Origin of the sequence: Flavobacterium sp. H122, assembly GCF_004959765.1 — a bacterium.
In the GTDB taxonomy this organism is placed as follows: Bacteria; Bacteroidota; Bacteroidia; order Flavobacteriales; family Flavobacteriaceae; genus Flavobacterium.
The window spans coordinates 169069-191375 of record NZ_SJZD01000005.1 but is presented as its reverse complement, the minus strand read 5'-3'; the positions used below and the strand labels follow the sequence as shown (position 1 = coordinate 191375).

25 protein-coding genes are annotated in these 22307 nt (G+C 32.8%); 6 read left to right on the top strand and 19 right to left on the bottom strand.

The annotated features are described in order from the left end of the window. Positions 1–44: 44 nt before the first annotated feature. The 5 genes from EZM65_RS09555 to EZM65_RS09535 form a co-directional block, all read right to left on the bottom strand. Positions 45–656 (bottom strand): hypothetical protein, encoded by a 612-nt coding sequence (locus tag EZM65_RS09555; protein ID WP_136668330.1) that lies wholly within the window; start codon positions 654–656, stop codon positions 45–47. A gap of 102 nt (positions 657–758) precedes the next feature. Beyond that, positions 759–1340: a Maf-like protein gene (locus EZM65_RS09550; protein ID WP_136668329.1), complete on the bottom strand. Its 582-nt coding sequence runs from the start codon at positions 1338–1340 to the stop codon at positions 759–761. After that, positions 1330–2253: a geranylgeranylglycerol-phosphate geranylgeranyltransferase gene (locus EZM65_RS09545; protein WP_136668328.1), complete on the bottom strand. Its 924-nt coding sequence runs from the start codon at positions 2251–2253 to the stop codon at positions 1330–1332. The genes EZM65_RS09550 and EZM65_RS09545 overlap by 11 nt, the downstream gene beginning before the upstream one ends. Before the next feature lie 31 nt (positions 2254–2284). Next, positions 2285–2812 (bottom strand): HAD family hydrolase, encoded by a 528-nt coding sequence (locus tag EZM65_RS09540; protein WP_136668327.1) that lies wholly within the window; start codon positions 2810–2812, stop codon positions 2285–2287. Next, on the bottom strand, positions 2805–3557 hold the full coding sequence (locus EZM65_RS09535; protein WP_136668326.1) for a Rossmann-like and DUF2520 domain-containing protein: 753 nt from the start codon (positions 3555–3557) through the stop codon (positions 2805–2807). The genes EZM65_RS09540 and EZM65_RS09535 overlap by 8 nt, the downstream gene beginning before the upstream one ends. Before the next feature lie 161 nt (positions 3558–3718). On the opposite strand from EZM65_RS09535, the gene EZM65_RS09530 reads away from it, so the two are divergent. The 4 genes from EZM65_RS09530 to EZM65_RS09515 all read left to right on the top strand — a co-directional run bounded on the left by EZM65_RS09530 (position 3719) and on the right by EZM65_RS09515 (position 8739). Beyond that, positions 3719–4162: a hypothetical protein gene (locus tag EZM65_RS09530; RefSeq protein WP_136668325.1), complete on the top strand. Its 444-nt coding sequence runs from the start codon at positions 3719–3721 to the stop codon at positions 4160–4162. 148 nt (positions 4163–4310) lie between these two features. Next, complete coding sequence (gene ccsA, locus EZM65_RS09525; RefSeq protein WP_169051687.1) at positions 4311–7442, top strand: cytochrome c biogenesis protein CcsA; 3132 nt, start codon at positions 4311–4313, stop codon at positions 7440–7442. A 19-nt stretch (positions 7443–7461) separates the two neighbouring features. After that, positions 7462–7995, top strand: coding sequence for a glutathione peroxidase (locus tag EZM65_RS09520; RefSeq protein ID WP_248574853.1), 534 nt, complete (start codon positions 7462–7464; stop codon positions 7993–7995). A 126-nt stretch (positions 7996–8121) separates the two neighbouring features. Further along, positions 8122–8739 carry a glutathione peroxidase gene (locus EZM65_RS09515; RefSeq protein WP_136668323.1) on the top strand — a complete coding sequence of 206 codons (618 nt, stop codon included), beginning with the start codon at positions 8122–8124 and terminating at the stop codon, positions 8737–8739. A gap of 13 nt (positions 8740–8752) precedes the next feature. Here the strand turns inward: EZM65_RS09515 and EZM65_RS09510 are convergent, their stop codons facing one another. Next, positions 8753–9811, bottom strand: a complete 1059-nt coding sequence (locus EZM65_RS09510; RefSeq protein WP_136668322.1) for a serine hydrolase — start codon at positions 9809–9811, stop codon at positions 8753–8755. A gap of 75 nt (positions 9812–9886) precedes the next feature. On the opposite strand from EZM65_RS09510, the gene EZM65_RS09505 reads away from it, so the two are divergent. Continuing rightward, entirely contained in the window at positions 9887–10309 is a 423-nt protein-coding gene (locus EZM65_RS09505; RefSeq protein WP_136668321.1) for a lipocalin family protein, read from the top strand. Then, positions 10290–10586, top strand: coding sequence for a DUF721 domain-containing protein (locus tag EZM65_RS09500; RefSeq protein ID WP_136668320.1), 297 nt, complete (start codon positions 10290–10292; stop codon positions 10584–10586). The genes EZM65_RS09505 and EZM65_RS09500 overlap by 20 nt, the downstream gene beginning before the upstream one ends. Before the next feature lie 153 nt (positions 10587–10739). Here the strand turns inward: EZM65_RS09500 and EZM65_RS09495 are convergent, their stop codons facing one another. The 13 genes from EZM65_RS09495 to EZM65_RS09435 form a co-directional block, all read right to left on the bottom strand. After that, on the bottom strand, positions 10740–11561 hold the full coding sequence (locus EZM65_RS09495; RefSeq protein WP_136668319.1) for a hypothetical protein: 822 nt from the start codon (positions 11559–11561) through the stop codon (positions 10740–10742). A gap of 206 nt (positions 11562–11767) precedes the next feature. Further along, entirely contained in the window at positions 11768–12289 is a 522-nt protein-coding gene (locus EZM65_RS09490) for a murein L,D-transpeptidase family protein (protein WP_136668318.1), read from the bottom strand. 140 nt (positions 12290–12429) lie between these two features. After that, positions 12430–12903, bottom strand: coding sequence for a hypothetical protein (locus EZM65_RS09485; RefSeq protein WP_211196208.1), 474 nt, complete (start codon positions 12901–12903; stop codon positions 12430–12432). A gap of 133 nt (positions 12904–13036) precedes the next feature. Continuing rightward, positions 13037–13417 carry a LytTR family DNA-binding domain-containing protein gene (locus tag EZM65_RS09480; RefSeq protein ID WP_248574851.1) on the bottom strand — a complete coding sequence of 127 codons (381 nt, stop codon included), beginning with the start codon at positions 13415–13417 and terminating at the stop codon, positions 13037–13039. A gap of 240 nt (positions 13418–13657) precedes the next feature. Continuing rightward, complete coding sequence (locus EZM65_RS09475; RefSeq protein ID WP_136668317.1) at positions 13658–14497, bottom strand: alpha/beta hydrolase-fold protein; 840 nt, start codon at positions 14495–14497, stop codon at positions 13658–13660. 31 nt (positions 14498–14528) lie between these two features. Further along, complete coding sequence (locus tag EZM65_RS09470) at positions 14529–15482, bottom strand: hypothetical protein (protein WP_136668316.1); 954 nt, start codon at positions 15480–15482, stop codon at positions 14529–14531. Between the two features lie 772 nt (positions 15483–16254). Then, positions 16255–16917, bottom strand: coding sequence for a twin-arginine translocation signal domain-containing protein (locus tag EZM65_RS09465; protein WP_136668315.1), 663 nt, complete (start codon positions 16915–16917; stop codon positions 16255–16257). Between the two features lie 159 nt (positions 16918–17076). After that, positions 17077–17352 carry a hypothetical protein gene (locus EZM65_RS09460; RefSeq protein WP_136668314.1) on the bottom strand — a complete coding sequence of 92 codons (276 nt, stop codon included), beginning with the start codon at positions 17350–17352 and terminating at the stop codon, positions 17077–17079. A 430-nt stretch (positions 17353–17782) separates the two neighbouring features. Then, a complete protein-coding gene (locus EZM65_RS09455) occupies positions 17783–18328 on the bottom strand; it encodes a hypothetical protein (protein ID WP_136668313.1) in 546 nt (181 codons plus the stop codon). Positions 18329–18559: 231 nt separating this feature from the next. After that, on the bottom strand, positions 18560–19333 hold the full coding sequence (gene rluF, locus EZM65_RS09450; protein ID WP_136668312.1) for a 23S rRNA pseudouridine(2604) synthase RluF: 774 nt from the start codon (positions 19331–19333) through the stop codon (positions 18560–18562). Positions 19334–19511: 178 nt separating this feature from the next. Continuing rightward, positions 19512–20357, bottom strand: a complete 846-nt coding sequence (locus EZM65_RS09445) for an alpha/beta fold hydrolase (RefSeq protein WP_136668311.1) — start codon at positions 20355–20357, stop codon at positions 19512–19514. 33 nt (positions 20358–20390) lie between these two features. Next, a complete protein-coding gene (locus tag EZM65_RS09440) occupies positions 20391–21167 on the bottom strand; it encodes a zinc ribbon domain-containing protein (protein ID WP_136668310.1) in 777 nt (258 codons plus the stop codon). Between the two features lie 3 nt (positions 21168–21170). Next, complete coding sequence (locus EZM65_RS09435) at positions 21171–22286, bottom strand: Nif3-like dinuclear metal center hexameric protein (protein ID WP_136668309.1); 1116 nt, start codon at positions 22284–22286, stop codon at positions 21171–21173. Positions 22287–22307: the final 21 nt, after the last annotated feature.

Sequence of the window (22307 nt, the reverse complement as noted above, 5' to 3'; positions counted from 1 at the left end):
GAGAGCCTTAGCTCTCTGAATTTCATATTTAAGTAGATGAAAAATTATCTTCTTCCGTGACCGTGACCATTTCCATGTCCGTTTCCTCTTCCGTTTCCACGTCCTTGATTGTCGTCATTGTCTCTTCTATACTCTCTGCGATCATCATCGTTTCCTCTTCTGTATTCTCTATGATCATTATCATTACCTCTTCTGTAATAGTTGTCATTGTCTCTGTAATTTCTATAATCACGTCTGTCAACAACAGCTACATGATTTCCTCTGCGGTTGTAATTAGGACCGTAATATTCTCTGTGGTAATTTCTGTAATTGTTTCTCCAGTAATGTTTACTGTGGTAACCAAAATTTACCCAAGGAGAAGCCCCTCTGTAATCAATTACAACTCTCGGTGCTCTGTGAATATCATATCCGTGGCAGTAATCAGGTAAGTATGAAGAACGAACCCAACCTCTTGGACCATAGTAAATGTAAACTTGTGCAAAATTATCGTAGTAACATTCTAATTCAGGTAAATATACATACTGTACTCTATCTTCATGATAATGATCGCACCAATCCGGGCGTCCGCCAATATTTAGACTTACTGAAACCTGCGCATTTGACTGCAGTGTAAACAGGACTAAAAAGGTTCCGATAATAAATTGTAACTTTTTCATAATTCTATATTTTTAAAAGATATTGGGTTAATACTATAACGAAATCATTTTTCAATTAGTATCCAATTACTGTGCCAAAAGAATTATAATGGAGTTAAAAACTTAAAATTTTAATAGATAACGATAAACTTTTTCGGTAGGTAAACCAACTACGTTTGTGTAGGAACCATCAATTTTGGAAATACCGGTAAGTCCTATCCAGTCTTGGATTCCGTAGCTTCCGGCTTTGTCAAAAGGCTTGTGGTTTTCTAAATAATAGTGAATAGCTTCATCGGATAAATCACTAAAAGTAACTTTTGTAATTTCGTTGATAATTTCTTCTTTTTTTGAAGTTTTAAAACAAACCGAAGTAATTACTTCGTGGGTTGCATCCGATAAACTTTTAAGCATATTGAAAGCATCGCTGTAATCAATAGGTTTACCCAATGCTTTATTTTGATGCCATACCAAAGTGTCGCTGGTAACAAGAATTTCGTTCTCTTTCAATTCGCCGTCAAATGCCGAAGCTTTCAGCTTCGCCAGATAATCTGTAATTTCCAAAAACTGCAGCGATTCAGGGTAAACTTCTTCTATTTCTTTGATTCTGATTTCAAAATCAACATCAAAATCCCTGAAAAATTGTTGGCGTCTTGGCGAACCTGAAGCTAATATAATTTTGTGTTCTTTAAATTTGTTACGAAGCATAATAGTGCATGTTTATTCCAATAACGCCAATAGCCAGTATTCCAAAAAAGACTACCAATTTTAGTACATTACTTAAGTGTTTGTAATCTTTTTGACTGTCGGCTGTCCATATTTTTATAGCAAAATACAGTAACGGACCAATTACAAATCCTAAAATGTATAAAGTGGCGTAAGTTAATTCGAATAAATTTATGTAGATGTAAAATAATATCAAAACAATAGGAATAAAGCTTAAACCAAATACAAGTTTCAATGTTCTGTTGATTCCTAAAATAATTGGCAGCGTTTGAATGCCTTGATTGTAGTCACCTTTCACATCTTCTACGTCTTTTACAATTTCCCGCAAAAAATTAATCATAAATGCCATGATAGAAAAATCAATCAATACAGAAAATACGGTGCGCATTTGGTCACGGTTTGTATAATCTGTAGCTGGAAAAATCATGTATAATCCAACAATAATGATGCTGAATGCCAATAGTGACGATACAATTATGTTTTTAAGCAATACTATCTGTTTTAAATTTGTTGCGTATAAATATAGTAATGCAGCGCAGAGTATAAAAACTGTTACAAACGCCGGTCTCATGATTACATTGGATAAGTAAAAGCCTATCCCCACACCGGTTAGTGTGAATCCAACATAAAGATTGTAGGCTGCATTTTCTGAAATTTTTGTACCGATGACTCTTTTTTCAGGTTTGTTTATGGCATCGGTTTCCTGGTCAAAAATATCATTAATGATATAACCGCCTGCAGTAATGAATATCGTTGCAATAATTAATAGGTAGTATTGCCATTTTGCCAATGCTAAAGGTATTTCCTGCATTTCTAAAAAACCGTAAAGCACAGTCAGTTGCATTACAGCAATCATTAGCAGGTTTTTATAACGGATAAGATTTAGGTATTTCATTTTCTGTTATTACTGTTTGTTGAAGAATTCATTAAAAAAACTTCCCGTTAAAATAAGTGTTCCATTTTTCCTGAACTTTCATAACCTGTTCTATTACATCACGTACCGCTCCTTTGCCGCCATGTACATGAGAGATGTATTTTGAAATTCCTTTAATTTCAGGACTTGCATCCTGCGGGCAGGTAGGTAAACCCACTAACTGCATTACATGATAATCAGGAATATCGTCACCCATGTATAATACTTGTTCCGGTTTGATATTATATATGTCTGTATATTCTTTAAATGTTTCCACTTTATCAGGCGAACCCAAATAAATGTCTGTGATGCCTAAATTGCGTAATCGTATACGGACACCTTCATTGCTTCCGCCTGAAATAATACAAACATTATAGCCACTTTCTATAGCCGCTTTCATAGCAAACCCATCACGGATATTCATTTCACGAAGCATTTCACCTGTAGGGGTAACATGAACGGTACCATCAGTAAGAACACCATCTACATCAAAAACAAAAGTAGTGATGCCGTTCATGATTTCTTTATAACTCTTAGACATTGTCAATAATTGATTTGGTTAATATTTTATAGATTTCTTTTTTATTGGCATCATTTAAAAAATTAAGATGCGAATTTATCGTTACAGTATCATTTCTTCTTGCTGGTCCGGTTTGTGCTTCCTGAGGAGACAGTGTTTTTATTTTATTGGCGGTTTCTTCAATCAGCGGATGCAGAATTTCAAAGGGAATATTGTTCTCTTTGCATATTTCATTTCCTAATTGGTATAAATGATTTACAAAATTGCAGACAAAAACTGCCGCAACATGAATTGCTTTACGTTGTTCTGAATCTATTTGATAACATTTTGAACTGATTTTTCCAGCCAAAGTATTCAATAACAAAAAGTCTTTGTCATTTTCAGCCTCTAAACAAATAGGGATTTCTTTAAAATCAACTTCTTTGTTTTTTGTAAACGTCTGCAAAGGATAAAAAACACCTTTTCTGTTTTTATCAGAGAGTATGTTCATAGGCATACTCCCGGAAGTATGGACTACAAATTTATTTTCAAAAGGAATTTGGTTTGCCAGTTCATTTATAGCAGCATCAGTAACTGAAATTATATAAACATCAGCATCTGTAAGCTGGTCTATCGAATGGATAACTTTTTCTTTTGGGAAATCAGGAATTGTAACCGATGTATTTCTGGCAAAAACCTGCTTTATTACTATTTCATTGCTTTTCTGAAAAGCAGAAATCAAATGGGAAGCCACATTTCCAGAGCCCAAAATAACTATTGAAATCATTTTGCTAAAATACGAAAAAATGTAAATAGCCTGAAATCTTGTACTGCGCTGATTTTTAAAGCTTTTAACAAAAAATGTTGATATTTTTTTTAAAAGATTGGTGAATTAATGAAGAAAGATTTTATATTAGCGTCCATAATTTAACCTTAAATCATATACTTATGAGAAAATTATTAAGCTTAGCTGTAATGTTATTCTGCTCAGTGGCAGGATTTAGCCAAATTAAAGTTCTTCCTACAACTCCATTAGAAAGATTGGGAAGAGTAGGGCAAAGTAATATTTATGTGCAAAAAGAAGGTACAAACTACACCTTTTTCTATAAAAATATTGAAGATGCAGAAGAATCTGGTATCCGTACCTTTTCATTCAAAAATGTAGACAATGATTATGAAAACTTTTTCAAAATCATTGCAGATGGATTTAATGCGTCACCTATGTATGATATTAAATTAGAATTGCCTAATGATTATGTGTGGCTGCATTATTCAAAAACAACTGCAAAAACAACTGTTCAGTTCATGACGACAAACAAAGTAACAGGAATGACTGGTATTTCTGAGATGATGACTGTCGAAGATGTGAAAAAATTATTTGAGAAAGCGTAAGTTTCTTAATATTGACTTTGAAGGCGGAATCTGTTTTGGATTCCGCCTTTTTTATTTTGATAAAAAACTCTTAAAATATTATTGGTTTTGATAATCTAAAGAAACTAATTGAGTATTTTTGTGCGACTTTAAATTGAATCTCCAAATCATGGATAAAAAAATATTCTCTTTCCTATTTTCAACCCGTTTAATGGCTGTTTTGTTCTTGGTTTTTGCAGCAGCAATGGCAGCGGGAACTTTTATCGAAGATGCATATAATACCGATACAGCAAGGCTTATAATTTACAATGCCTGGTGGTTCGAGGTTATTATGGTGTTTTTTGTTATAAATTTTGTTGGAAACATTGTAAGATACCAACTGTACAAAAAAGAAAAATGGGCAACTTTATTACTGCACTTATCTTTCATTTTTATTTTAGCGGGGGCATTTATAACGCGTTATATCAGTTATGAAGGGATTATGCCTATTCGTGAAGGGGCAACTGAAAATCAGTTTTTTTCTGACAGAACGTATTTAACGTTGTTGGTTGACAGTATGCATGAAGGTGAGTTTAAAAGACGCACTTTTGAAAAACCACTTTTATTGTCAGGAGCTGTTGATAATAGTTTTACGGACGAAGATAAGTTTGGGAAGATACCATTTAAAGTAGAATTGGTTGATTTTATCATGGGAGCAAAAGAAACTGTAAAACCCGATGAAAAAGGAGTGTTATTCCTTAAAATGGTAGAAGCAGGAGGAGGGCAGCGTCATGAACATTATCTGAAAGAGGGTGAAGTTGCCAGTATTCATAATATTCTTTTTGCCTTAAATAAATATACTGCCGGAGCTGTAAATATTACTATAAGCGATAAAGGTTCTACAATTGAGACACCTTTTGATGGTAATTTCATGCGTATGGCCGACCAGTTAAAGGGGCAGGTAGTAAAAGACCAAAAGGCTGCTTTGATGTACCGTTCATTGTATAACGTGGGCGGATCACAATTTGTTTTTCCTGAAGCTGCCGTAAAAGGTGTCAAAGAATATAAGTCGAATGGAAATTATAAAGACAAAGAAAGTAACGATGCTCTTGTCTTGAAAATTTCAAATGAAGGTAAAGAAAATACTATCACACTTTTGGGGCAAAAAGGAAGCCCAGGGGAGCCACAGGCGTTCAAACTAGGAAGTTTAGAGTATACTGTTTTCTATGGCAGCAAAGTGTATGAATTGCCATTTAAAATACGTTTGAATAAATTTATCGCCACTAAATATCCTGGAACAGAAAAAAGCTATTCTTCATTTGAAAGCCAGGTGACCATTCAGGATGAAAAACCTTTTGATGCACGAATTTATATGAATCATATTTTAGACCATCAGGGTTACCGTTTCTTCCAGTCTGGATTTGATCCTGATGAAAAAGGAACCAAATTATCCGTAAATCATGATTTTTGGGGAACCTGGATAACTTATATCGGTTATACTTTACTTTATATAGGATTAATTGCGATTTTATTCTTTGGTGATTCGCGTTTCAATAGCTTAAAGAAAAAACTTGAAAAAGTGAGAGCTAAAAAAGCAGGTATTGCAGTAATGACAGCTTTATTTTTGAGTTTTTCAGGGTTTGCTCAAAAGCATGACCATAAAGTCCCAACAGAACAGCAAGTGGATTCTATCCTGAAACGTTACAAAGTTCCTGCGGAGGAAGCAGCTAAATTTGGCCGTCTGGTTATTCAGGATGAAGGCGGACGTATGAAGCCTATCAATACATTTGCATCAGAATTACTTCGAAAAGTAAGTAAGAAGGATATGTATAAAGACATGAATTCTGATCAGGTATTCCTGTCAATTACACAATTTCCGCAAGTTTGGTATGAAATTCCAATTGTTTATTTGGAAAAGAATAATGACAGTATTCATAAATTATTAGGAATAGAGAAGAAAGTTAAGTATGCTAAATTAATTGACTTTTTTGATAAAAGAGGTAATTATAAGCTAAGTCAGCAATTGGATAAAGCATACAGAGCTACTGTTCCAAATCAGTTTGAAAAGGACTTTATTGATGCTGACAAAAAAGTAAATCTTTTGTACTCGGCAATTTCAGGACAAATACTAAAGATTTTTCCTGTTCCCGGAGATAAAAATAATAAATGGATAAGTTTCCTGGAAATCAGCCATCCTACAGGGACATCGTTGGATACAATTAAAAATGTACTGCCGTTTTACTTAAATTCATTGGATAAAGCTTCGGCTTCTAAGGATTATAAATTATCTACCAGTTTAGTAACGGGAATTGAAAAATATCAAAAAAAATACGGTGCATCTGTAAGGCCATCGGATAATAAAATTGATACTGAAATATTATATAATAAATATGATGTTTTCAAAAAACTATATTCATGGTATATGTTGGCAGGTATTCTTATGTTCATATTTGTGATTATAAATATTTTCAATAAGAAAAAATGGGTAAGATTTTCTGTGAATACTTTTCATGTTATTATTGGATTGTTGTTCGGTCTTCATACTATAGGATTAATTGCCCGTTGGTATATATCAGGGCATGCACCTTGGAGTAATGCGTATGAATCCATGATTTATGTTGGTTGGTCAATAATGTTCTTTGGATTGGTATTTGGTAGAAAGTCAAGTTTAACACTAGCCTCGACGGCTTTTGTGGCAGCAATGATTTTGTGGTCTGCACACCTGAGTTGGTTAGACCCGCAAATTGGAAATTTAGTACCCGTTTTAAACTCCTATTGGTTAATGATTCACGTAGCAATAATTGTGGGTAGTTATGGCCCACTTGCTTTAGGTGCGATTTTAGGATTAGTGGCAATGCTGCTAATGCTGTTTACCAATAAAGAGAATAAAAAAGTAATGGACTTAAACATTAAAGAAATTACTTATATCAATGAAATGGCGCTGACTGTTGGTTTAGTAATGCTTACAATTGGTAACTTCCTAGGAGGGCAGTGGGCAAACGAAAGCTGGGGGCGTTACTGGGGCTGGGATCCTAAAGAAACCTGGGCTTTAATCAGTATTATGGTGTATGCTTTTGTAATACATATGCGATTGGTACCTGCATTAAGAGGTAAATTTATTTATAACTTCTTCAGTGTATTGGCATTTGCATCTGTATTAATGACTTATTTTGGAGTGAACTTCCATTTAAGCGGATTGCATTCATATGCCAGTGGTGAAAAACAGAATGTACAAATCTATATTAGGATATTAATTGGGTTTTTAGTATTTTCAGGTATTGTATTGTACAAAGTGCAAAAGTTAAAAAAGCAAAATGTATAAAATTGTTGTAACTTTAGTAATGCTTTTGTCTGTTGTAACTTTTGGACAAAATAAAAAAATAAACACTGTTAAAATGAATACTATCTATCAGTTTAAAGTAAAAGATATAAGCGGTAACGACTTTGATTTAGCTTCTTTGGAAGGCAAAAAAGTCATGATTGTCAATACAGCTTCTGAATGCGGGCTTACGCCTCAATATGAACAATTAGAAGAATTGTATGAAACGTTTAAGGATAATAACTTTGTAATTATAGGTTTTCCAGCTAATAATTTTGGTGCTCAGGAACCAGGAAGCAATAATGAAATAGCAACTTTTTGCCAAAGAAATTACGGAGTAACATTTCCTATGATGGAAAAAATTTCGGTTAAAGATGAAGATGTACATCCTTTGTATTTGTTCTTAACCCAAAAGTCAAAAAACGGATTAGAGGATAATGAGGTAAAGTGGAATTTTCAAAAATATCTTATTGACGAAAAAGGTCATTTGGTGAAAGTAATACAACCACAAACTTTACCAATAGACGAAGAAATAATAAATTGGATAAAATCTTAACTATTTAAAGCTCTTTTTTAGAGCTTTTTTTGTATTTTAACAAAACATTAAGTTTTATTAAAAAATGTAGGGTTAGTATTAAGTTTTTTTTAATTTCGCTGTAACCAAAACAAAAATGACTAAAAAATGAAAAGAAGTTTACTTGTAATATTAACAATCTTTGCTTTTTCCTGTAAAAACCAAGAGGAGACTTTGAAAAATGATGAATCAAATAAAAGTACCAATATTGAAAAACAGGAAATAACGATTGTAAAAAATCTGGAAGGACAAGCTATTTATCAATTTCAAGCTGCTGATATACAAGGAAAGTCTTTTGATTTTGCTAAATTAAGAGGTAAAAAAGTGATGGTGGTGAATACAGCTTCTGAATGTGGTTTTACTGATCAGTACGAACAACTGGAGGCAATGTATGAAAAATACAAAGGGAAAGGATTTGTTGTGGTAGGATTTCCTTCAAATGATTTTGGCGAACAGGAACCTGGTACAAATGAGCAGATTATGGCTTTTTGTAAAAAAAATTACGGAGTGACTTTTCCTATGATGGGCAAAATTTCGGTTAAAGGGGAAAATATACATCCTATATATAAATTTTTAACACAAAAATCTCAAAACGGTTTAAAAGATAATTCTGTTCACTGGAATTTTCAAAAATACTTAATCAATGAAAACGGACATTTAGATCAGGTTCTGGGTCCACATATCAAACCTGATGATCCTGCAATAATTGATTGGATAAAATCTTAATAATAAAAATGCGCTAATTAATCAGCGCATTTATTTTTTCCCATAAAACCTCGTCAAAATCTGAAAGGGCCATGTTGCTTCCATCGGCTGCATCGCCCATTCTAATAATAACCATTTTTTTACTTGGAATAACATATATTTTCTGATCGTTTTTCCCTAAAGCCATAAACATATCTGTTGGTCCTGATGGAATAATGCTTCCGTTTAACTGCAGCTGGCTTTGAGGTAAATGGTAGCTTGCTTTTCCATTAAGCCACCATAAATAGCCATAAGCTAAATTGATGTTTTGTGAAGTGTTTGTTGCTTCTGTGAAAAAGTTTTCATTTAAGATTTGTGTTCCATTCCATTTGCCTTTATTTAAAGCCAATAGTCCAAAACGTGCCATACTTCTGGTGTCACTCCAATAAACGCTTAAATCACCTGTTTGCACCCACGAGCCACTCATGCCAATAGGGGTCTTTAGTTTTGCTGAAAAATAATTCGACCAAGTCTGATTCGCCGCTTCTGCAACTACATCCTGTAAAAGTACATACACGTTATCATATGCCCAGCGGTTACCGGCATCTGCTTTGTAAATCAGATCCTGAGGCAAAGTTGAGTCTGCATTATATTCATCATCCAAACCCGATGTCATGGTCAGCAGGTTTTTGCAGGTAATTAAATTCTCCTGACTTAAGGTTTCACTGGTCCAACCTGTTCCTAAATAGTTTGAAACTTTATCATTAATATTTAAAAAACCTTCTTGTTGTGCTATACCTGTAACTGCAGAGGTAAGTGTTTTACCGGCACTCGCCCAGTACCATGGTGTAGTTTGTGTGTGCCCGTTGAAATATTCTTCCATTACAATTCTTCCGTTCACAAGTATCATGAATGATTTTGAATGTTTTTCTGTCAGATAATCTTTCAATGGCTGTAAAGCATTCTGATTCCATCCAAGACTGGATATACTTTTGGTTTCCCAGGTTGAAGAATTGTTGGGAGGAAAGTACATAGTCTGATTTTGAGTTGCTTCTTCAGAAGAACAGCTTACAAGGTTCAAAGTAGCTAAAAGGAATAAATACAAAGGTTTCATAATTGTTGATTGGTTATTTCAAATTTAGACTAAAATTGTTCGTAAAGGTTTAACGGAATGTTTTATTTTTACAGCATGAAAAGATTACTGATAAGTTTACTTGGTTTATTCTTTTTCTCATGTGTGGAAAAAGTAGAAGTTTCGGAGTTAAATCATTTGAATGGCTACTGGCAGATTGCGAAAGTTGAAACTGCCGAAGGCGAGGAAAAAGAATATAAGGCAAATGAAAACTACGATTATTTTGAGTTTAAAAATAAAACCGGTTTCCACAAAAAAGTACGCTGGCAGCCTAACGGTAAATTTTTGACAGATGATCTGCAGGAACAGATACAAACTGTTGAAAATAAAGACGGATTATATTTGGAGTTCAGTTCTTCCTTTGGAAAACACAAGGATAAAGTCGTAAAGATTTCAGATAAAGAATTGGTTTTAGAGGCCGAAAACGGCAATGAAAATTACTACTCAAAAGTTGATGTAAATGGCGAAACGACTAAGTAACGACAGCCCGATAGGGGATATCCTAAAACAAATTATTCAGGTCAATAAATTGGAAAAAGGCCTGAACCAGATTTCTGTGGCTGATGCCTGGAAAAACCTGATGGGTAACGGCGTGAACAATTACACTAAGGATGTTATTCTGAAAGGGTCAACGTTGTATGTTGAACTGACTTCTGCCGTACTGCGTGAAGAACTTACTTACGGTAAATCAAAAATCATTTCTATGATTAATGAAGAGCTTGGCAGTGAAATTGTAAAAGATGTGGTGCTGAGGTAGTTTGAAGTGTTTAATGTTATTGCCTATAATATCCTAAAAAATATTTTTTAGAAACAACATAAATTTTGATAATAAAAAAACAAACCTCTTTTAAAGTGATTTAAAAGAGGTTTGTTTTTTGTTTAACAGCTTTTATAATAATTATCTGTTTTTTTAATTTATGATTATTTTTCCGTCAAGATCATAATTGAAACCCCAGGTTTTGGTTGATTCAGAAGTTATTTCATCGTTGTTATAATGTACTTCTGTATATTTTCTGAAATTATTTTTAGAAAGTGAACGGTAGAAAAAGTCATCCAATAACTGCAGTCTTTTGAAAGGATTGGTTGAATTGTCATAATCTTCGAATGTCCGTATAATTTTCACTCCTTTATTTACACCATTGCGCTTTTCAAAATATTCAGTCTTGGTCAGATTTCCATTAGAATCGTAATAAAATTTTTCTGAATATGTCAGTATATAATCCCATGGATCTGTTGGGTCGTAGGGCATATTTGGTAATGTGGTTTCAATTTCCGATAATTTATTGTCTAAATACTTAAAAGTAAGTTTTTTATATAAATAGTTCTTAGTGTTTGGGATTTCTTTGGTAATTATTTGATTTTTAGTGTTTAGGGTAAAATATCGGGTATTTTTTTGAGGACTTATTTCACCTGAAGAAAGCTCTTCAACTGTTACCTTATTGGAATTATAAGTTAACAAAGTGTAAAATTGGGTAGTGAAAACGTGACTAAAACCTATTGCTTCTGAAACCGATATTATTCCTCCAATTTGTTTTGTGAGTCTTTTATTTGTGTCGTATTCAAAATTTAATTTTGAATTATTTTCACTACTTGGTGATAAAGAGTGATAAATGATGTATGGAAACATTTTAGTTGTCAGAGGTTCATCAAAATGATTTGGATCATTATCATCAGTTGTTGAACATGAAGTGATAAATAATCCTAAAAATGCGAATTTAATTAAGTTTTTCATTTTATTTGAATGAGACAGTTTTAAGTATTAGGTTTCTATATTTACCGTGTAAATGTAGCCAAAATCTTTCAAGTTTTTAATAAATTGATGCAGCTGAATTTTTTAAAACGTGAAGTTGGAAATTTCATGGTTTTATACTTGTTGCCGATTTAAATCTGGAATGGTTAACAGTGTCTCTGTTATATATTTTTTTTCTGATGATTGTGTCAAGGCAGGATTTCGATTTGAGTATCAATTTTTACTGCATTATAAAGTTCATCAATTTCTTCATCAGTAACTGCTATACATCCTAAAGTCCAGTCGTGCCAACGATGAAATTTGCCTATAAATCCAACTCCGTTTCTAAGTCCGTGTATTTTAACATCACCCCCGGCAGGCAATCCAAGGCTTTTTACATTTTCAATATCCTCTTTATTAGGATAAGAAATACCTAAGTTTTTATGGTAACCGCTATTCGGGTTTTTATCGTTGATGAAGTAAATGCCTTCCGGAGTTTTTTTGTCTCCTTCAATTTCCTTGTCACCAATCGGCTGTTTGCCAAGTGAAATTTTATAGGTCTTGACAAGTTGCCCGTTAGCGTAGGCATGCATCTGTCTTTTCGATTTATTAACAACAAGCCTGTCAATTTGGATATTGGTTGGAAGTCTGTCTTCCGGATAAAAGTAATAAATCACGAAGCCTAAAATCATTAGAGAAATTGTCAGCCTTAAAATTTTTCCTGTTGCCATAGAAATTGCATTGTAATATGCTAAAGTTACCTATAATGATTCAAAGTTTTGATTTTAGTCTGTTTTCTGCTAAAAAAAACACAACAAATAGTTTGTAATCAACTTTACAATTGAGTAAAAATTATTGCTTGAACAGATTTTTAACTTCTGTCAAATGTTCTTGGAATTAAATTTTTGTCACTTTCACCGCAAAATGTCCAGGAAATAATATACCAACGATTACTTTCAAAAATGAGCTGAATACTGTTTATTCCTCTTCTTGCAACTTTTCCGTTTTTTTCCAATCTTGTTTCGTAAGTACTCCAAACGTGTGCAATATTGCCAAAAAGCCTGACTTCCCTGTTAACCTCTTTTTCGTAAAAAGCAGTTGCAAAGACCATGTCATCGGTTAGCTTATGAAATTCCTGTAAAGTCATAGTAACCTGTTCCTTACTTTCTTTGTCAAAAAATGAATATACTGCTTTTGGGTGGTGCAGATTGTTGTCTCTTTCCCATTGCCTTTTTGCTCCTTTTTCGCCTGAAACAACTTCATAACTGGCTTTTATCAGCGCGTCAATAGTTGTTACGTCATTTTCAAATGATTTGTTTTGTGCGTTTAAATTTCCCGTTGTCATAAATATCATGGTTGCTAAGTAAAATAAAAAATGTATCATAATCTTTTTTTACAAAGCAACCCACAAAAATGAAGTAAATAAAATAAGTTATTCTGTTTGTTCCGTTTTTTATGTAATCGGTTGGAATCTTTATTCAGAGCAGTAATTTGTCTATACTTTTTAGCAGACAATCTTTGTGGCTTTTTGCTATGACAATTTTATTTTCGCCAATAATCAGATGATTGTCTTCAATGTAATCCACATTTTTCAGATTCACGATATTTGAATTATGGACTCTCATAAATTCGTCAGGCAGTTTGTCAATGAGTTCTTTTAAAGTCTTGTAATAGATGTATTTCTTGTTATTTCTGACAAAAATTTCTACATAATTTCCCAATCCTTTTACAAATAAGATATCATCAAAATTTAATTTGATCAGTTTTTTGTCGGATTTTATAAAAGTGAAATTTTGCTGTTCTGTCATCTTATAGTTTTCTTTGAAATTTCCACTGGCTTTCGCATGTGAAAAGGACATTGACAGACAAATATAGCAATAAAACCTTGTTAAAAAATAGTGGGAAATTTACTTTGATTATGTAATTTATTTTTACTACGGTTTCTGTTTATTTGAATCGAAAGTAAAATTTAAGAGGGAAAAAGGCTTTTGTAACAAATGATTAATATAAAATAAGGTTAGTTGTAATTCGAATTTTACGTTTTTATTTGACAATCAATGAATGAAACGATGCTATTTGTAAACTAAAACAAATCGGTTTTATTTCTTTCTTTGAGCGAACAACCATTTCGGCAATGTTTCTTCTAGAATCTGTGACGTAAAAATATTGTCATGTGCTGTGGCTTTTAATTTCCAAAACAGCACATTTTTATCGGACTCCCTGTAAAACTGTTCATCACTGTTGATTGGATTTTCGGTGTCGTCTATACCGTGAATCAGCCAAATAGGAGTGTTTTTCAATTCCTGAGTTTTGTCAAACTGCGGTATCCCCGAAATACTGATTCCTGCGGCAAATAATTCCGGTTTTGCAGCTAACGAATTGATAACGGTTGAACCTCCCATTGAAAAGCCAATGACATAAATTCTTTTATGGTCAATGTTCAAATTCGACTTAAGAGAATCGATAAGTTGAAATACTGTAGTAAGACATGGTCTTGATGTTGACGAAAGTAAATTTCTTTTGGTGTCTTTTTGATAATCAGAAGAGCGGGTGGGAAATTGAGGCGCCAGTATATAAGCAGGGTATTTCTCCTGAATGTCAGGAACTGCAAAAAGTTTTGCCAAAATTCCAAGCTGCGATTTATTGTCTGTCCCAACCGCTCCTGAACCATGAAAAAGCACTACTAAAGGATATTTTTTATTGTTTTTCTGTTTTTTTGGTTTAAATAAACGGTACTTAATTTCTATTTTGTCATTACCGGTAAAGGTTGCAGCATCAAAAACGGCATTGTCTAAACTTTTGATTTTTAAAACACTTTGTTTTGAAAAAGTCGTGTCGGCAGTATTCTCAATTGTAAATTCTCCGGATTGTTTTTTGTTGGCTGAACAGGATGCCAGTAAAGTGATTGAAGCCAATGCAACTAAAAATAGTCTTGTCATTATTTAGTTTTTGCTTATTTGTTGCTGGTTGTTATTTTTCAATTTTACACTCATCAATTTTCCAGCCATTGGGCTGTTTGATTATCGTTAGATTCACTTTGTATTTTTCTGTTTCGTTTGTAGAAAATTTTATTTCCCAGATATCATTTATTTTTACGTTGTATTGTGAATATTTATCAGTTCCTTCTTTAAAACTCACGCTCACAATCTGTTTTTTTAAATCTGAAATTTCCTGAACCTTTTTCGCCATTTTCTCAGTGCAGAATTCTTTGGCTTGGTCAGGACGATTCCGGCCGATTGCATACATAAAAGCATCTGCTGTTGCTCTGGGACTTAATTTGGAGATAAACCCGATTGAGTTTTTGTCTTTTATAAACCGGCAGACAATAGTTCCATCAGCACTTGATATTTTTATGCTGTTTTTGTTGTAAACAACATCTATTACAGATTCGGTATTTTGTTTTTTATTTTCATATTCTGTTTTTTGAGTTATTTTCAAAACTCTGTTTTTATCATCAAATTGGTTTATGATTATTCTAGTTTCATTATAATTAGCACCAACAAATACTTTCTCCTCCCGATTGATGATAAATCCTTTCAAATTATAAACTGTTTTTATTTCTCTTCTCACACCATAACTTCCAAATTTCGTATACGTTTGGGTCATTGTGTTGTCATGAAAAGAATAGTTGTATTTTTCATCACCAAGTTTATATGTTTCAAAGGTTTCATTTTCTATTTCAATCCAATTTTTTTTGTATCCGAAATAATTGTTCAGATCAGTTTTTTTGTAAACGGAATCATTTATTATTTCTACCAATGAGTCTTTTTCTTTGAAATCCAGATATTTATTAGTTTCGAAAACTGTAAATGCATCGACTGATAATTTTCTGTTTTTTGATAATTCAAATGGAGCTGCAAATTCTGTTTGTCCAAAACTCAGTTTGAATATGAATAGTATAATTATTAAAATCAGTTTTTTCATTGTTGATTCAGATTGTCCGTGAAATGTTTTGATGTTTTGCCTGTAGTGGTAATCCTTTACTTGTGATATTCAAAAACAACTTGCAACGGTAGTTTTTTACTTCTCGAAATTCTTTTTTATTTTATTGAATTTATAATATTCCCAAATAATTAAAACCCAGACAGGGAATAGTAGCGCACAGATAAACAGCAAAATGTAGTTTCCCTCTTCATCTGCTAAAAAAAGCAGTATTATATAGGAAGCTATTAAAGGTAATAAGACGAATGATAAAAGAGAGAATATATCATTATGAATTATTTTTTTAAAAAAAGTAAGAAATATGGTGATGGAAGCCAACGAAATAAAAAGTGAAAATCCCGAAAATATTATTTCTGTAAATAATGGCATATAACAGTTCCTCATTTTTTCTCCATGCTCCACAATAAAAATCTGTATAATAAGAGTGAAAATGAAAGTCAGCAGCACACTGTATCCGATAATCCTGAAAAATGTTTTCAATAGGTACTTTTTCATTTATATGGTAAAATTATTACTGATACGGTTTGTTGATTTATGCCGGTGAAAATTTGTCAACCGCTAATTCAATTTAATCCAAGGCATCTTTTTTATAAAACCGAAGTTTCAGTTGTATAATTCAAATGTATGAAAATTCGTAAAGTTGCTTGTGTTGAGAAGAAAGATATTTTTTTCTATGTATGAAATCAAAAAAAGGTATTTTGTTCACAAAAAACTAAAGTTTTTAAACAAAATTCTATTCTGATGTTGTGAGCAGTTATAGCAACTTAATAGTTTTTTTGAAATTTTCAAACTCTATAGATGCGATTTGATTTTGAGCTTTTGATTGATGAAAGTTAAAATCGTAATAAAAACCATTGTGTTCTGTTTTTAAAGTTTTAAGCTCAACTTTTAATGGCTCATTTATTTCAATATGTTCAAACAGGTATTCAGAGTCACATTCATAAAACTTGTTACCACTAATTAAAAATGGTTCATAACGTTTCACAACTTTAAAATCTCTAAGAATTTGTGCTACTCCTTTTTCCGACAATTCCATCAATTCTTCAAAACTATTGAAACCATACGATTCCAGTTCCTCCTTAGGAGTTATGTTTAGGGTTATTGTTGGTGAAAAAATACCTTTGTTTTCTTCAAGATCTTGATAATACTTTGTTATTATACAGATTGGATCTCCTAAATCTTCCCAGACTTCTTCTTTATAATCTTCCCAGCCATTGCCTAAAATTTGTTCATTTTTAAGTTTGCCAAAATCTTTAATATTTATGAATCCCCAATCATTTGGTTTATAGAAAAGAATTCCTAATTTTTTATTTATGTAGATATTGTTATTTGTGATTACTGATTGTAATGGATTGATAGCAAGACCGGCAACTGCTAAGCCAGTTAGTTTTAAAAAATTCCGTCTCCCGATTCCCATGGCTTTTTTTAGTTGCGTTATTTAATGGTTTTTGCAACTTTTCGCCGTATTTGTCGCCGTTGCGTAAATATATCACAATAGTTTGCAAGTACAAAACAAAGCCGATTTTCGGATAAAATTAGGTGGTACAATCAAGTCTGGCAATGGCACAAACCGCAGTTAGTGGCTGACTTTTATTATTTCTTCGATTAATCTATTCATGTTCTTTGTGTTTCGTCCCATTGACACAACGGAGCTTCGTTTGTCTGGATCACAAATACTATTCACTAAAACTTGATTTTTGTCAAACAATATTGTTATTTGTTCACCCCAACTTCCTGAAAAGAAATTTGGATGTGTTTTAGCGATTATCATTTTTTTGTTTACTACATAAGATGTCCATTCAAGTTCTTTAGCTACTTTTTCTATTATTGGGTCAAGTTCTTCTCGAGTCAATCTTGTTTTAATGCTTTTGAATTTTAGTCTGTTTTTTGAAGTAAGTAAAATAATAGTCCGAGTATAGAAGGGATTATAATAAATAAAATTTCACCTTCTCGAAATGGTTTTGGATTTCCTTGGAAGTAGTCTTTTAAATTTATAAAGATGAGTGTAATAGGGATTATAAATAGAAAACCCACTATTTCATAATGACTGAATTTTTTCCAAATTCCAAGTTTTATTTCATCTGTTTCAATTGAATGTTTTATCTGTTCGTTCGTCATTTCATGTAAGCTTATTGCTAACGTTTTTTGGCTTTGTCACCGTTACGTAAATATATCACAATAGTTTGCAAGTACAAAACAAAGCTGATTTGCGGAGAAAATAGGTGGTACCAATCAAGTCTGACAATGTCACAAAACGCTGTTAGTGGCTGGCTATTTTAATCTTATTTTATTTTTTTCAACACTGTCAATAATCTAGGTATTTTATCCACTTGTGTTTCTGTCCAAAAAGTATAATTTAGAATTTTATCATTATCATAGCTATTGAGTTTAATAGTTATCTTTCTGACTTTTTCATAAACAAAATATGAGAAAGTCATTTCTTTAGCTTTAAAAATAAACTCAGCAGATTTATCTTTAAATTTTAGATCTAAGTTTGGAATAACATTATTTTCAACAAATGTTATAAACTCTTCAACTTCATCAATACCGACCCAAGCAGTTTTTAAAATGTCAGGATTTTTAATATACATATCAAGTTGTAAAGCATTTACTTTTTCACCAGTTTTAAGATCAATGACTTCTATCGGATAAAAATTAACATATTCTCCAATTCCGGATTTAAATTCTGCAATAGTAGTCCAATCTTTATTAATTCTAGTGAATTGAGCTTTATCAATAAATTTTCTTGTTGAAGACTCTTCATTTTCTTTTTGTGAATAAGAAAAGATTGAAAATAGAACTGCAATTAAAGTGATATAATATTTCATATTTTTCAATGTTTTAATGTTGAGCTCTGTATTCTGCGGTTAGCTTGCCACTAACTTTATATATACGCCATAAAGTAATCCTTTCAATACCAAAAACCAGGCTTTATATCGTAAAGTACCTTTTTACGAATATATAGAAAAGATTATAAACCGCAAACAGCTTTTAAATCACATCATAAAATAGTTAACCACTTTACGAGATGATGCATAGAAATTGAAAATCACAAGCCGTTATTTTCTCTTTCTGGAAATTGGGTTGGGTGTAGCTTTGGGTAAACTGGCTTCTTCGGTTTTGCTCGAGGGAGCAATAAGCTGGTTTAATTCTTTAATTTCGGCATCTGTCAAATCACGATAACGCCCCAGTGGAACATCGAGTTCGATATTGATGATTCTAACGCGTTTCAAGCGGGTGACTTCATAGTCTAAATATTCACACATACGGCGGATTTGTCTGTTTAATCCTTGCGTTAGTATGATTTTGAAAACAAATTTGCTTACCTGTTCTACTTTACATTTTCTGGTAACGGTATCCAAAATAGGAATTCCGTTGCTCATGCGTTGTATAAAACGTTCTGTAATGGGTTTGTCTACAGTAACGATGTATTCTTTTTCGTGATTATTGCGGGCACGGAGTATCTTGTTTACAATGTCACCATCATCAGTCATGAAAATTAATCCTTCACTGGCTTTGTCCAATCTTCCAATAGGGAAGATTCGCTTAGGATAATTGATATAATCAACAATGTTATTTTTAACCGATAGGTTTGTGGTACATTCAATACCCGCCGGTTTGTGGAAAGCAAGATAAACAGGTTTGGATGTTTTTTCACGGATTAGTTTTCCGTCAACACGAATTTCGTCTTCTACTGAAACTTTGGTTCCCAATTCAGGAACTTTACCGTTAATGGTGATTCGGCCTTGTTCTAAAAGTTTGTCGGCTTCACGACGCGAACAATAACCGGTTTCAGATAAAAATTTATTGATTCGTGTTTTATTTTCTTCCATGCTGCAAAGATACTATTCCGTTTTTAGTTTTTAATGGCAGTAGAAGTATTTTTATTTTTCGGTTTAGAAACTTAAAATGCATACAAAGGTTTCTTAATTATAACTGAGGTTTCCGAATGGTAGCAGAAGTTCCCGAATGGTAGCTGAGGCTCTCGAATGGTAGCTGAGGCTCCCGAAGCTATCCATTAAACAAAAACGCATAGACTTCCTGATACAGTTTATCATCATGTAAGGAATGTCCTAAGCCTTTGGTTTCTATAAAATGGGAATTCTGCCAGGCCTGGGCAATTTTTTTTCCTTCATTTACAGAAACTACAGTGTCTTCGCTGTCATGTGCAATCAAGCCTTCAATTTTGCTGTTGGAAACAAACCGTTGTGCCGAAAATTCTTCTAACTTTTGTTTGAAGTTATTGATGTATTGGTTTTCTAAATCTTTAGCCAATTTGGAATTCAGATTTAAAATATTGACATAGTTACTTAAAATAATCTTGAAGTCGCAGGGAGCACCCAGAATAACCATTTTTTTGATAGAATCATTGGGATAGGTGTAATGGTAATATAGACACGTTTTTCCGCCAATTGAATGCCCTATGATGTATTGCGGCTGATGTATTTCAGCTGTTTTATGAATGAATTCGGCATATTGAGGTATGCTGAATTCTTTTCCGCTGGATAAACCGTGAGCCGGAGCATCAATGGCAATAATTGTACTTCCTGATTTTTTTAAATAGGGAATTAAATTTTCCCATCGCGCTGCGTTGCTTTCCCAGCCGTGAACCAATAAGATTTTAGTATCGTTGCCTTCCCAGATATAGGTTTGGAAAGAATGTTCGTTGAATTGAAAAGTTTCTGCCTTTGCTTCCTGCAGTACCAAAGGCAATTTTCCTTTTTGCAGTTTTCCTTCCCGGGGATTGCTGAAGTACATAAAGGTTAGCTGACTGGCTTTTTTAGGGTACAGGAAACTCAGCAGGTTAAGGTATAACCCAAGCGATTTTGTAAATAAAAAGTAGATAATTTTATTCATAAAAAAACCCTGATTTCTCAGGGTTTAAGTTACTTATAATTTTGCAAATAATTGCTCCATTTTTTCTTTTTCTTCGTTGGCAAGTGCGTTGTCAACTAAGATTCTTCCACTATGCTCATCAGTGATGATTTTCTTGCGGGAAGCAATTTCCATTTGAGTTTGTGGCGGAATTGTAAAGAATGAACCTGCAGAAGCACCACGCTCAATAGAAACCACAGCCAAACCATTACGTACACTACCACGGATACGTTTGTAAGCTTTTAATAAACGGTCTTCAATTTGTGATTGGTATTCTTCAGATTTTCCTACTAAGAATGTTTCTTCTTTTTCAGTTTCAGACATGATTTCGTCTAATTCTGATTTTTTATGCTTTAAGTGAGTTGATTTTGCGTCTAATTTTTCTTTAGTTTGCGCAACAGCTTCTTTTTTATGTTCGATAGAAGCTTTCATTTCACGAATGTGTTTTTCAGCTAATTGAATTTCAAGTTCCTGGAATTCAACTTCTTTTGTTAAAGAGTTGAATTCGCGGTTGTTGCGAACTTCTTTTTGTTGCGTAGTGTATTTTTTGATAGCTTCTTTATGCTCTTCAATAGAAACTTTTTTACCTTTAATTTGGTCTTCGATAGTTTCTAAATCAGCTTTAAGCTTTTCTAAACGTGTAGTTAAACCAGCAACTTCATCTTCTAAATCTTCTACTTCAAGAGGTAATTCACCTCTTACGTTTCTAATTTCGTCGATTCTTGAATCTATTAATTGTAAATCATACAACGCTCTTAACTTTTCTTCAACGTTCAATTCTTTTGTTGCCATATTTTATAAGTACTTAACTGGATTTGTATTTATTTCCGATAAAATTATCTTGTCTAAAGACAAAGAGTCTGCAAAATTAGCAATTTTTTTCGTAAGATAATCAACAATATAATTTTTTGTAAATCTTTCACTTTCAAAATGTCCAATGTCGGCCAAAACAATTTTGCTTTCAGCTTCATAAAAGTTGTGGTATTTCAAGTCGGCCGTCAAATAAATATCTGCTTCGGCCTGAATGGCATTTTTAATGGCAAAAGCACCGGAACCTCCTAAAACAGCTACTTTTTTAATAGGTTTGTTTAAAAATTCGGTATGTCTTATGCCACCGCAAAGCATTTTTTCTTTAACCATTTTTAGAAAATCGATTTCGCTCATTTCAGTTTTTAGCTCGCCTGTCATTCCTAAACCTATATTTTGATGAACATTTTCAACGTTGTAAATTTCATAGGCTGCTTCTTCATACACATGGTTTTTGAATAGCGCTTTTAGTATTTTACTTTGCAAATGTTTTTCAAAAGTAACTTCTATTTTAATTTCCTCAGCTTCTACAAATTCAAATCGTTCGCCTATTTCAGGATTGCTGTTTTCGTTACCCATGTATGTTCCAATTCCTTTCGAATTGAAACTACAGTCCTCGTAGTTGCCAATTTGACCTGCACCTGCATCAAATAATGCATTGCGTAATTTTTCAACATTTTCAGGAATAGTATAAGTGACAAGCTTTTGAATAAAATTTTGTTTTGGGATTAAAACCTTTGTGTTTACTAAATCCAAAGCATCACAAAAAATTTTGTTTACACCATGTTGATGATTGTCCAAGGCAGTATGGACGGCATATATGGCAATGTCGTTTTTAATAGCTTTTAAAATAGCACGCTCTACATAGTTTTTACCCGTAATCTTTTTGATGCCTGAAAATAAAATAGGATGAAAACAAACCACAAGGTTATATTCTTTATTGATGGCTTCATCAATTACTGCTTCCAAAGCATCATGGCAAACTAAAACTCCTGTTGCTTTTGCTTCATTGTCACCTACTAATAAACCTACGTTATCAAAATCTTCAGCATAGGCTAGCGGAGCCATTTCTTCGAGTATAGAAAGTATTTCTTTGATTTTCATATAACAAATTAACGAATAAAC

Bases quoted from the DNA above. Each gene is read 5' to 3' on its own strand.
- EZM65_RS09465 (WP_136668315.1), bottom strand. From the start codon at position 16,917: ATGGGAATCGGGAGACGGAATTTTTTAAAACTAACTGGCTTAGCAGTT.
- EZM65_RS09530 (WP_136668325.1), top strand. From the start codon at position 3,719: ATGAGAAAATTATTAAGCTTAGCTGTAATGTTATTCTGCTCAGTGGCA.
- EZM65_RS09550 (WP_136668329.1), bottom strand. From the start codon at position 1,340: ATGCTTCGTAACAAATTTAAAGAACACAAAATTATATTAGCTTCAGGT.
- EZM65_RS09495 (WP_136668319.1), bottom strand. From the start codon at position 11,561: ATGAAAAACTTAATTAAATTCGCATTTTTAGGATTATTTATCACTTCA.
- EZM65_RS09455 (WP_136668313.1), bottom strand. From the start codon at position 18,328: ATGAAATATTATATCACTTTAATTGCAGTTCTATTTTCAATCTTTTCT.
- EZM65_RS09520 (WP_248574853.1), top strand. From the start codon at position 7,462: ATGCTTTTGTCTGTTGTAACTTTTGGACAAAATAAAAAAATAAACACT.
- EZM65_RS09505 (WP_136668321.1), top strand. From the start codon at position 9,887: ATGAAAAGATTACTGATAAGTTTACTTGGTTTATTCTTTTTCTCATGT.
- EZM65_RS09435 (WP_136668309.1), bottom strand. From the start codon at position 22,286: ATGAAAATCAAAGAAATACTTTCTATACTCGAAGAAATGGCTCCGCTA.
- rluF (WP_136668312.1), bottom strand. From the start codon at position 19,333: ATGGAAGAAAATAAAACACGAATCAATAAATTTTTATCTGAAACCGGT.
- EZM65_RS09440 (WP_136668310.1), bottom strand. From the start codon at position 21,167: ATGGCAACAAAAGAATTGAACGTTGAAGAAAAGTTAAGAGCGTTGTAT.
- EZM65_RS09500 (WP_136668320.1), top strand. From the start codon at position 10,290: ATGGCGAAACGACTAAGTAACGACAGCCCGATAGGGGATATCCTAAAA.
- EZM65_RS09535 (WP_136668326.1), bottom strand. From the start codon at position 3,557: ATGATTTCAATAGTTATTTTGGGCTCTGGAAATGTGGCTTCCCATTTG.
- EZM65_RS09545 (WP_136668328.1), bottom strand. From the start codon at position 2,253: ATGAAATACCTAAATCTTATCCGTTATAAAAACCTGCTAATGATTGCT.
- EZM65_RS09485 (WP_211196208.1), bottom strand. From the start codon at position 12,903: ATGACAACGGGAAATTTAAACGCACAAAACAAATCATTTGAAAATGAC.
- EZM65_RS09510 (WP_136668322.1), bottom strand. From the start codon at position 9,811: ATGAAACCTTTGTATTTATTCCTTTTAGCTACTTTGAACCTTGTAAGC.
- EZM65_RS09490 (WP_136668318.1), bottom strand. From the start codon at position 12,289: ATGGCAACAGGAAAAATTTTAAGGCTGACAATTTCTCTAATGATTTTA.
- EZM65_RS09480 (WP_248574851.1), bottom strand. From the start codon at position 13,417: ATGTCCTTTTCACATGCGAAAGCCAGTGGAAATTTCAAAGAAAACTAT.
- ccsA (WP_169051687.1), top strand. From the start codon at position 4,311: ATGGATAAAAAAATATTCTCTTTCCTATTTTCAACCCGTTTAATGGCT.
- EZM65_RS09470 (WP_136668316.1), bottom strand. From the start codon at position 15,482: ATGAAAAAACTGATTTTAATAATTATACTATTCATATTCAAACTGAGT.
- EZM65_RS09515 (WP_136668323.1), top strand. From the start codon at position 8,122: ATGAAAAGAAGTTTACTTGTAATATTAACAATCTTTGCTTTTTCCTGT.
- EZM65_RS09555 (WP_136668330.1), bottom strand. From the start codon at position 656: ATGAAAAAGTTACAATTTATTATCGGAACCTTTTTAGTCCTGTTTACA.
- EZM65_RS09475 (WP_136668317.1), bottom strand. From the start codon at position 14,497: ATGACAAGACTATTTTTAGTTGCATTGGCTTCAATCACTTTACTGGCA.
- EZM65_RS09445 (WP_136668311.1), bottom strand. From the start codon at position 20,357: ATGAATAAAATTATCTACTTTTTATTTACAAAATCGCTTGGGTTATAC.
- EZM65_RS09540 (WP_136668327.1), bottom strand. From the start codon at position 2,812: ATGTCTAAGAGTTATAAAGAAATCATGAACGGCATCACTACTTTTGTT.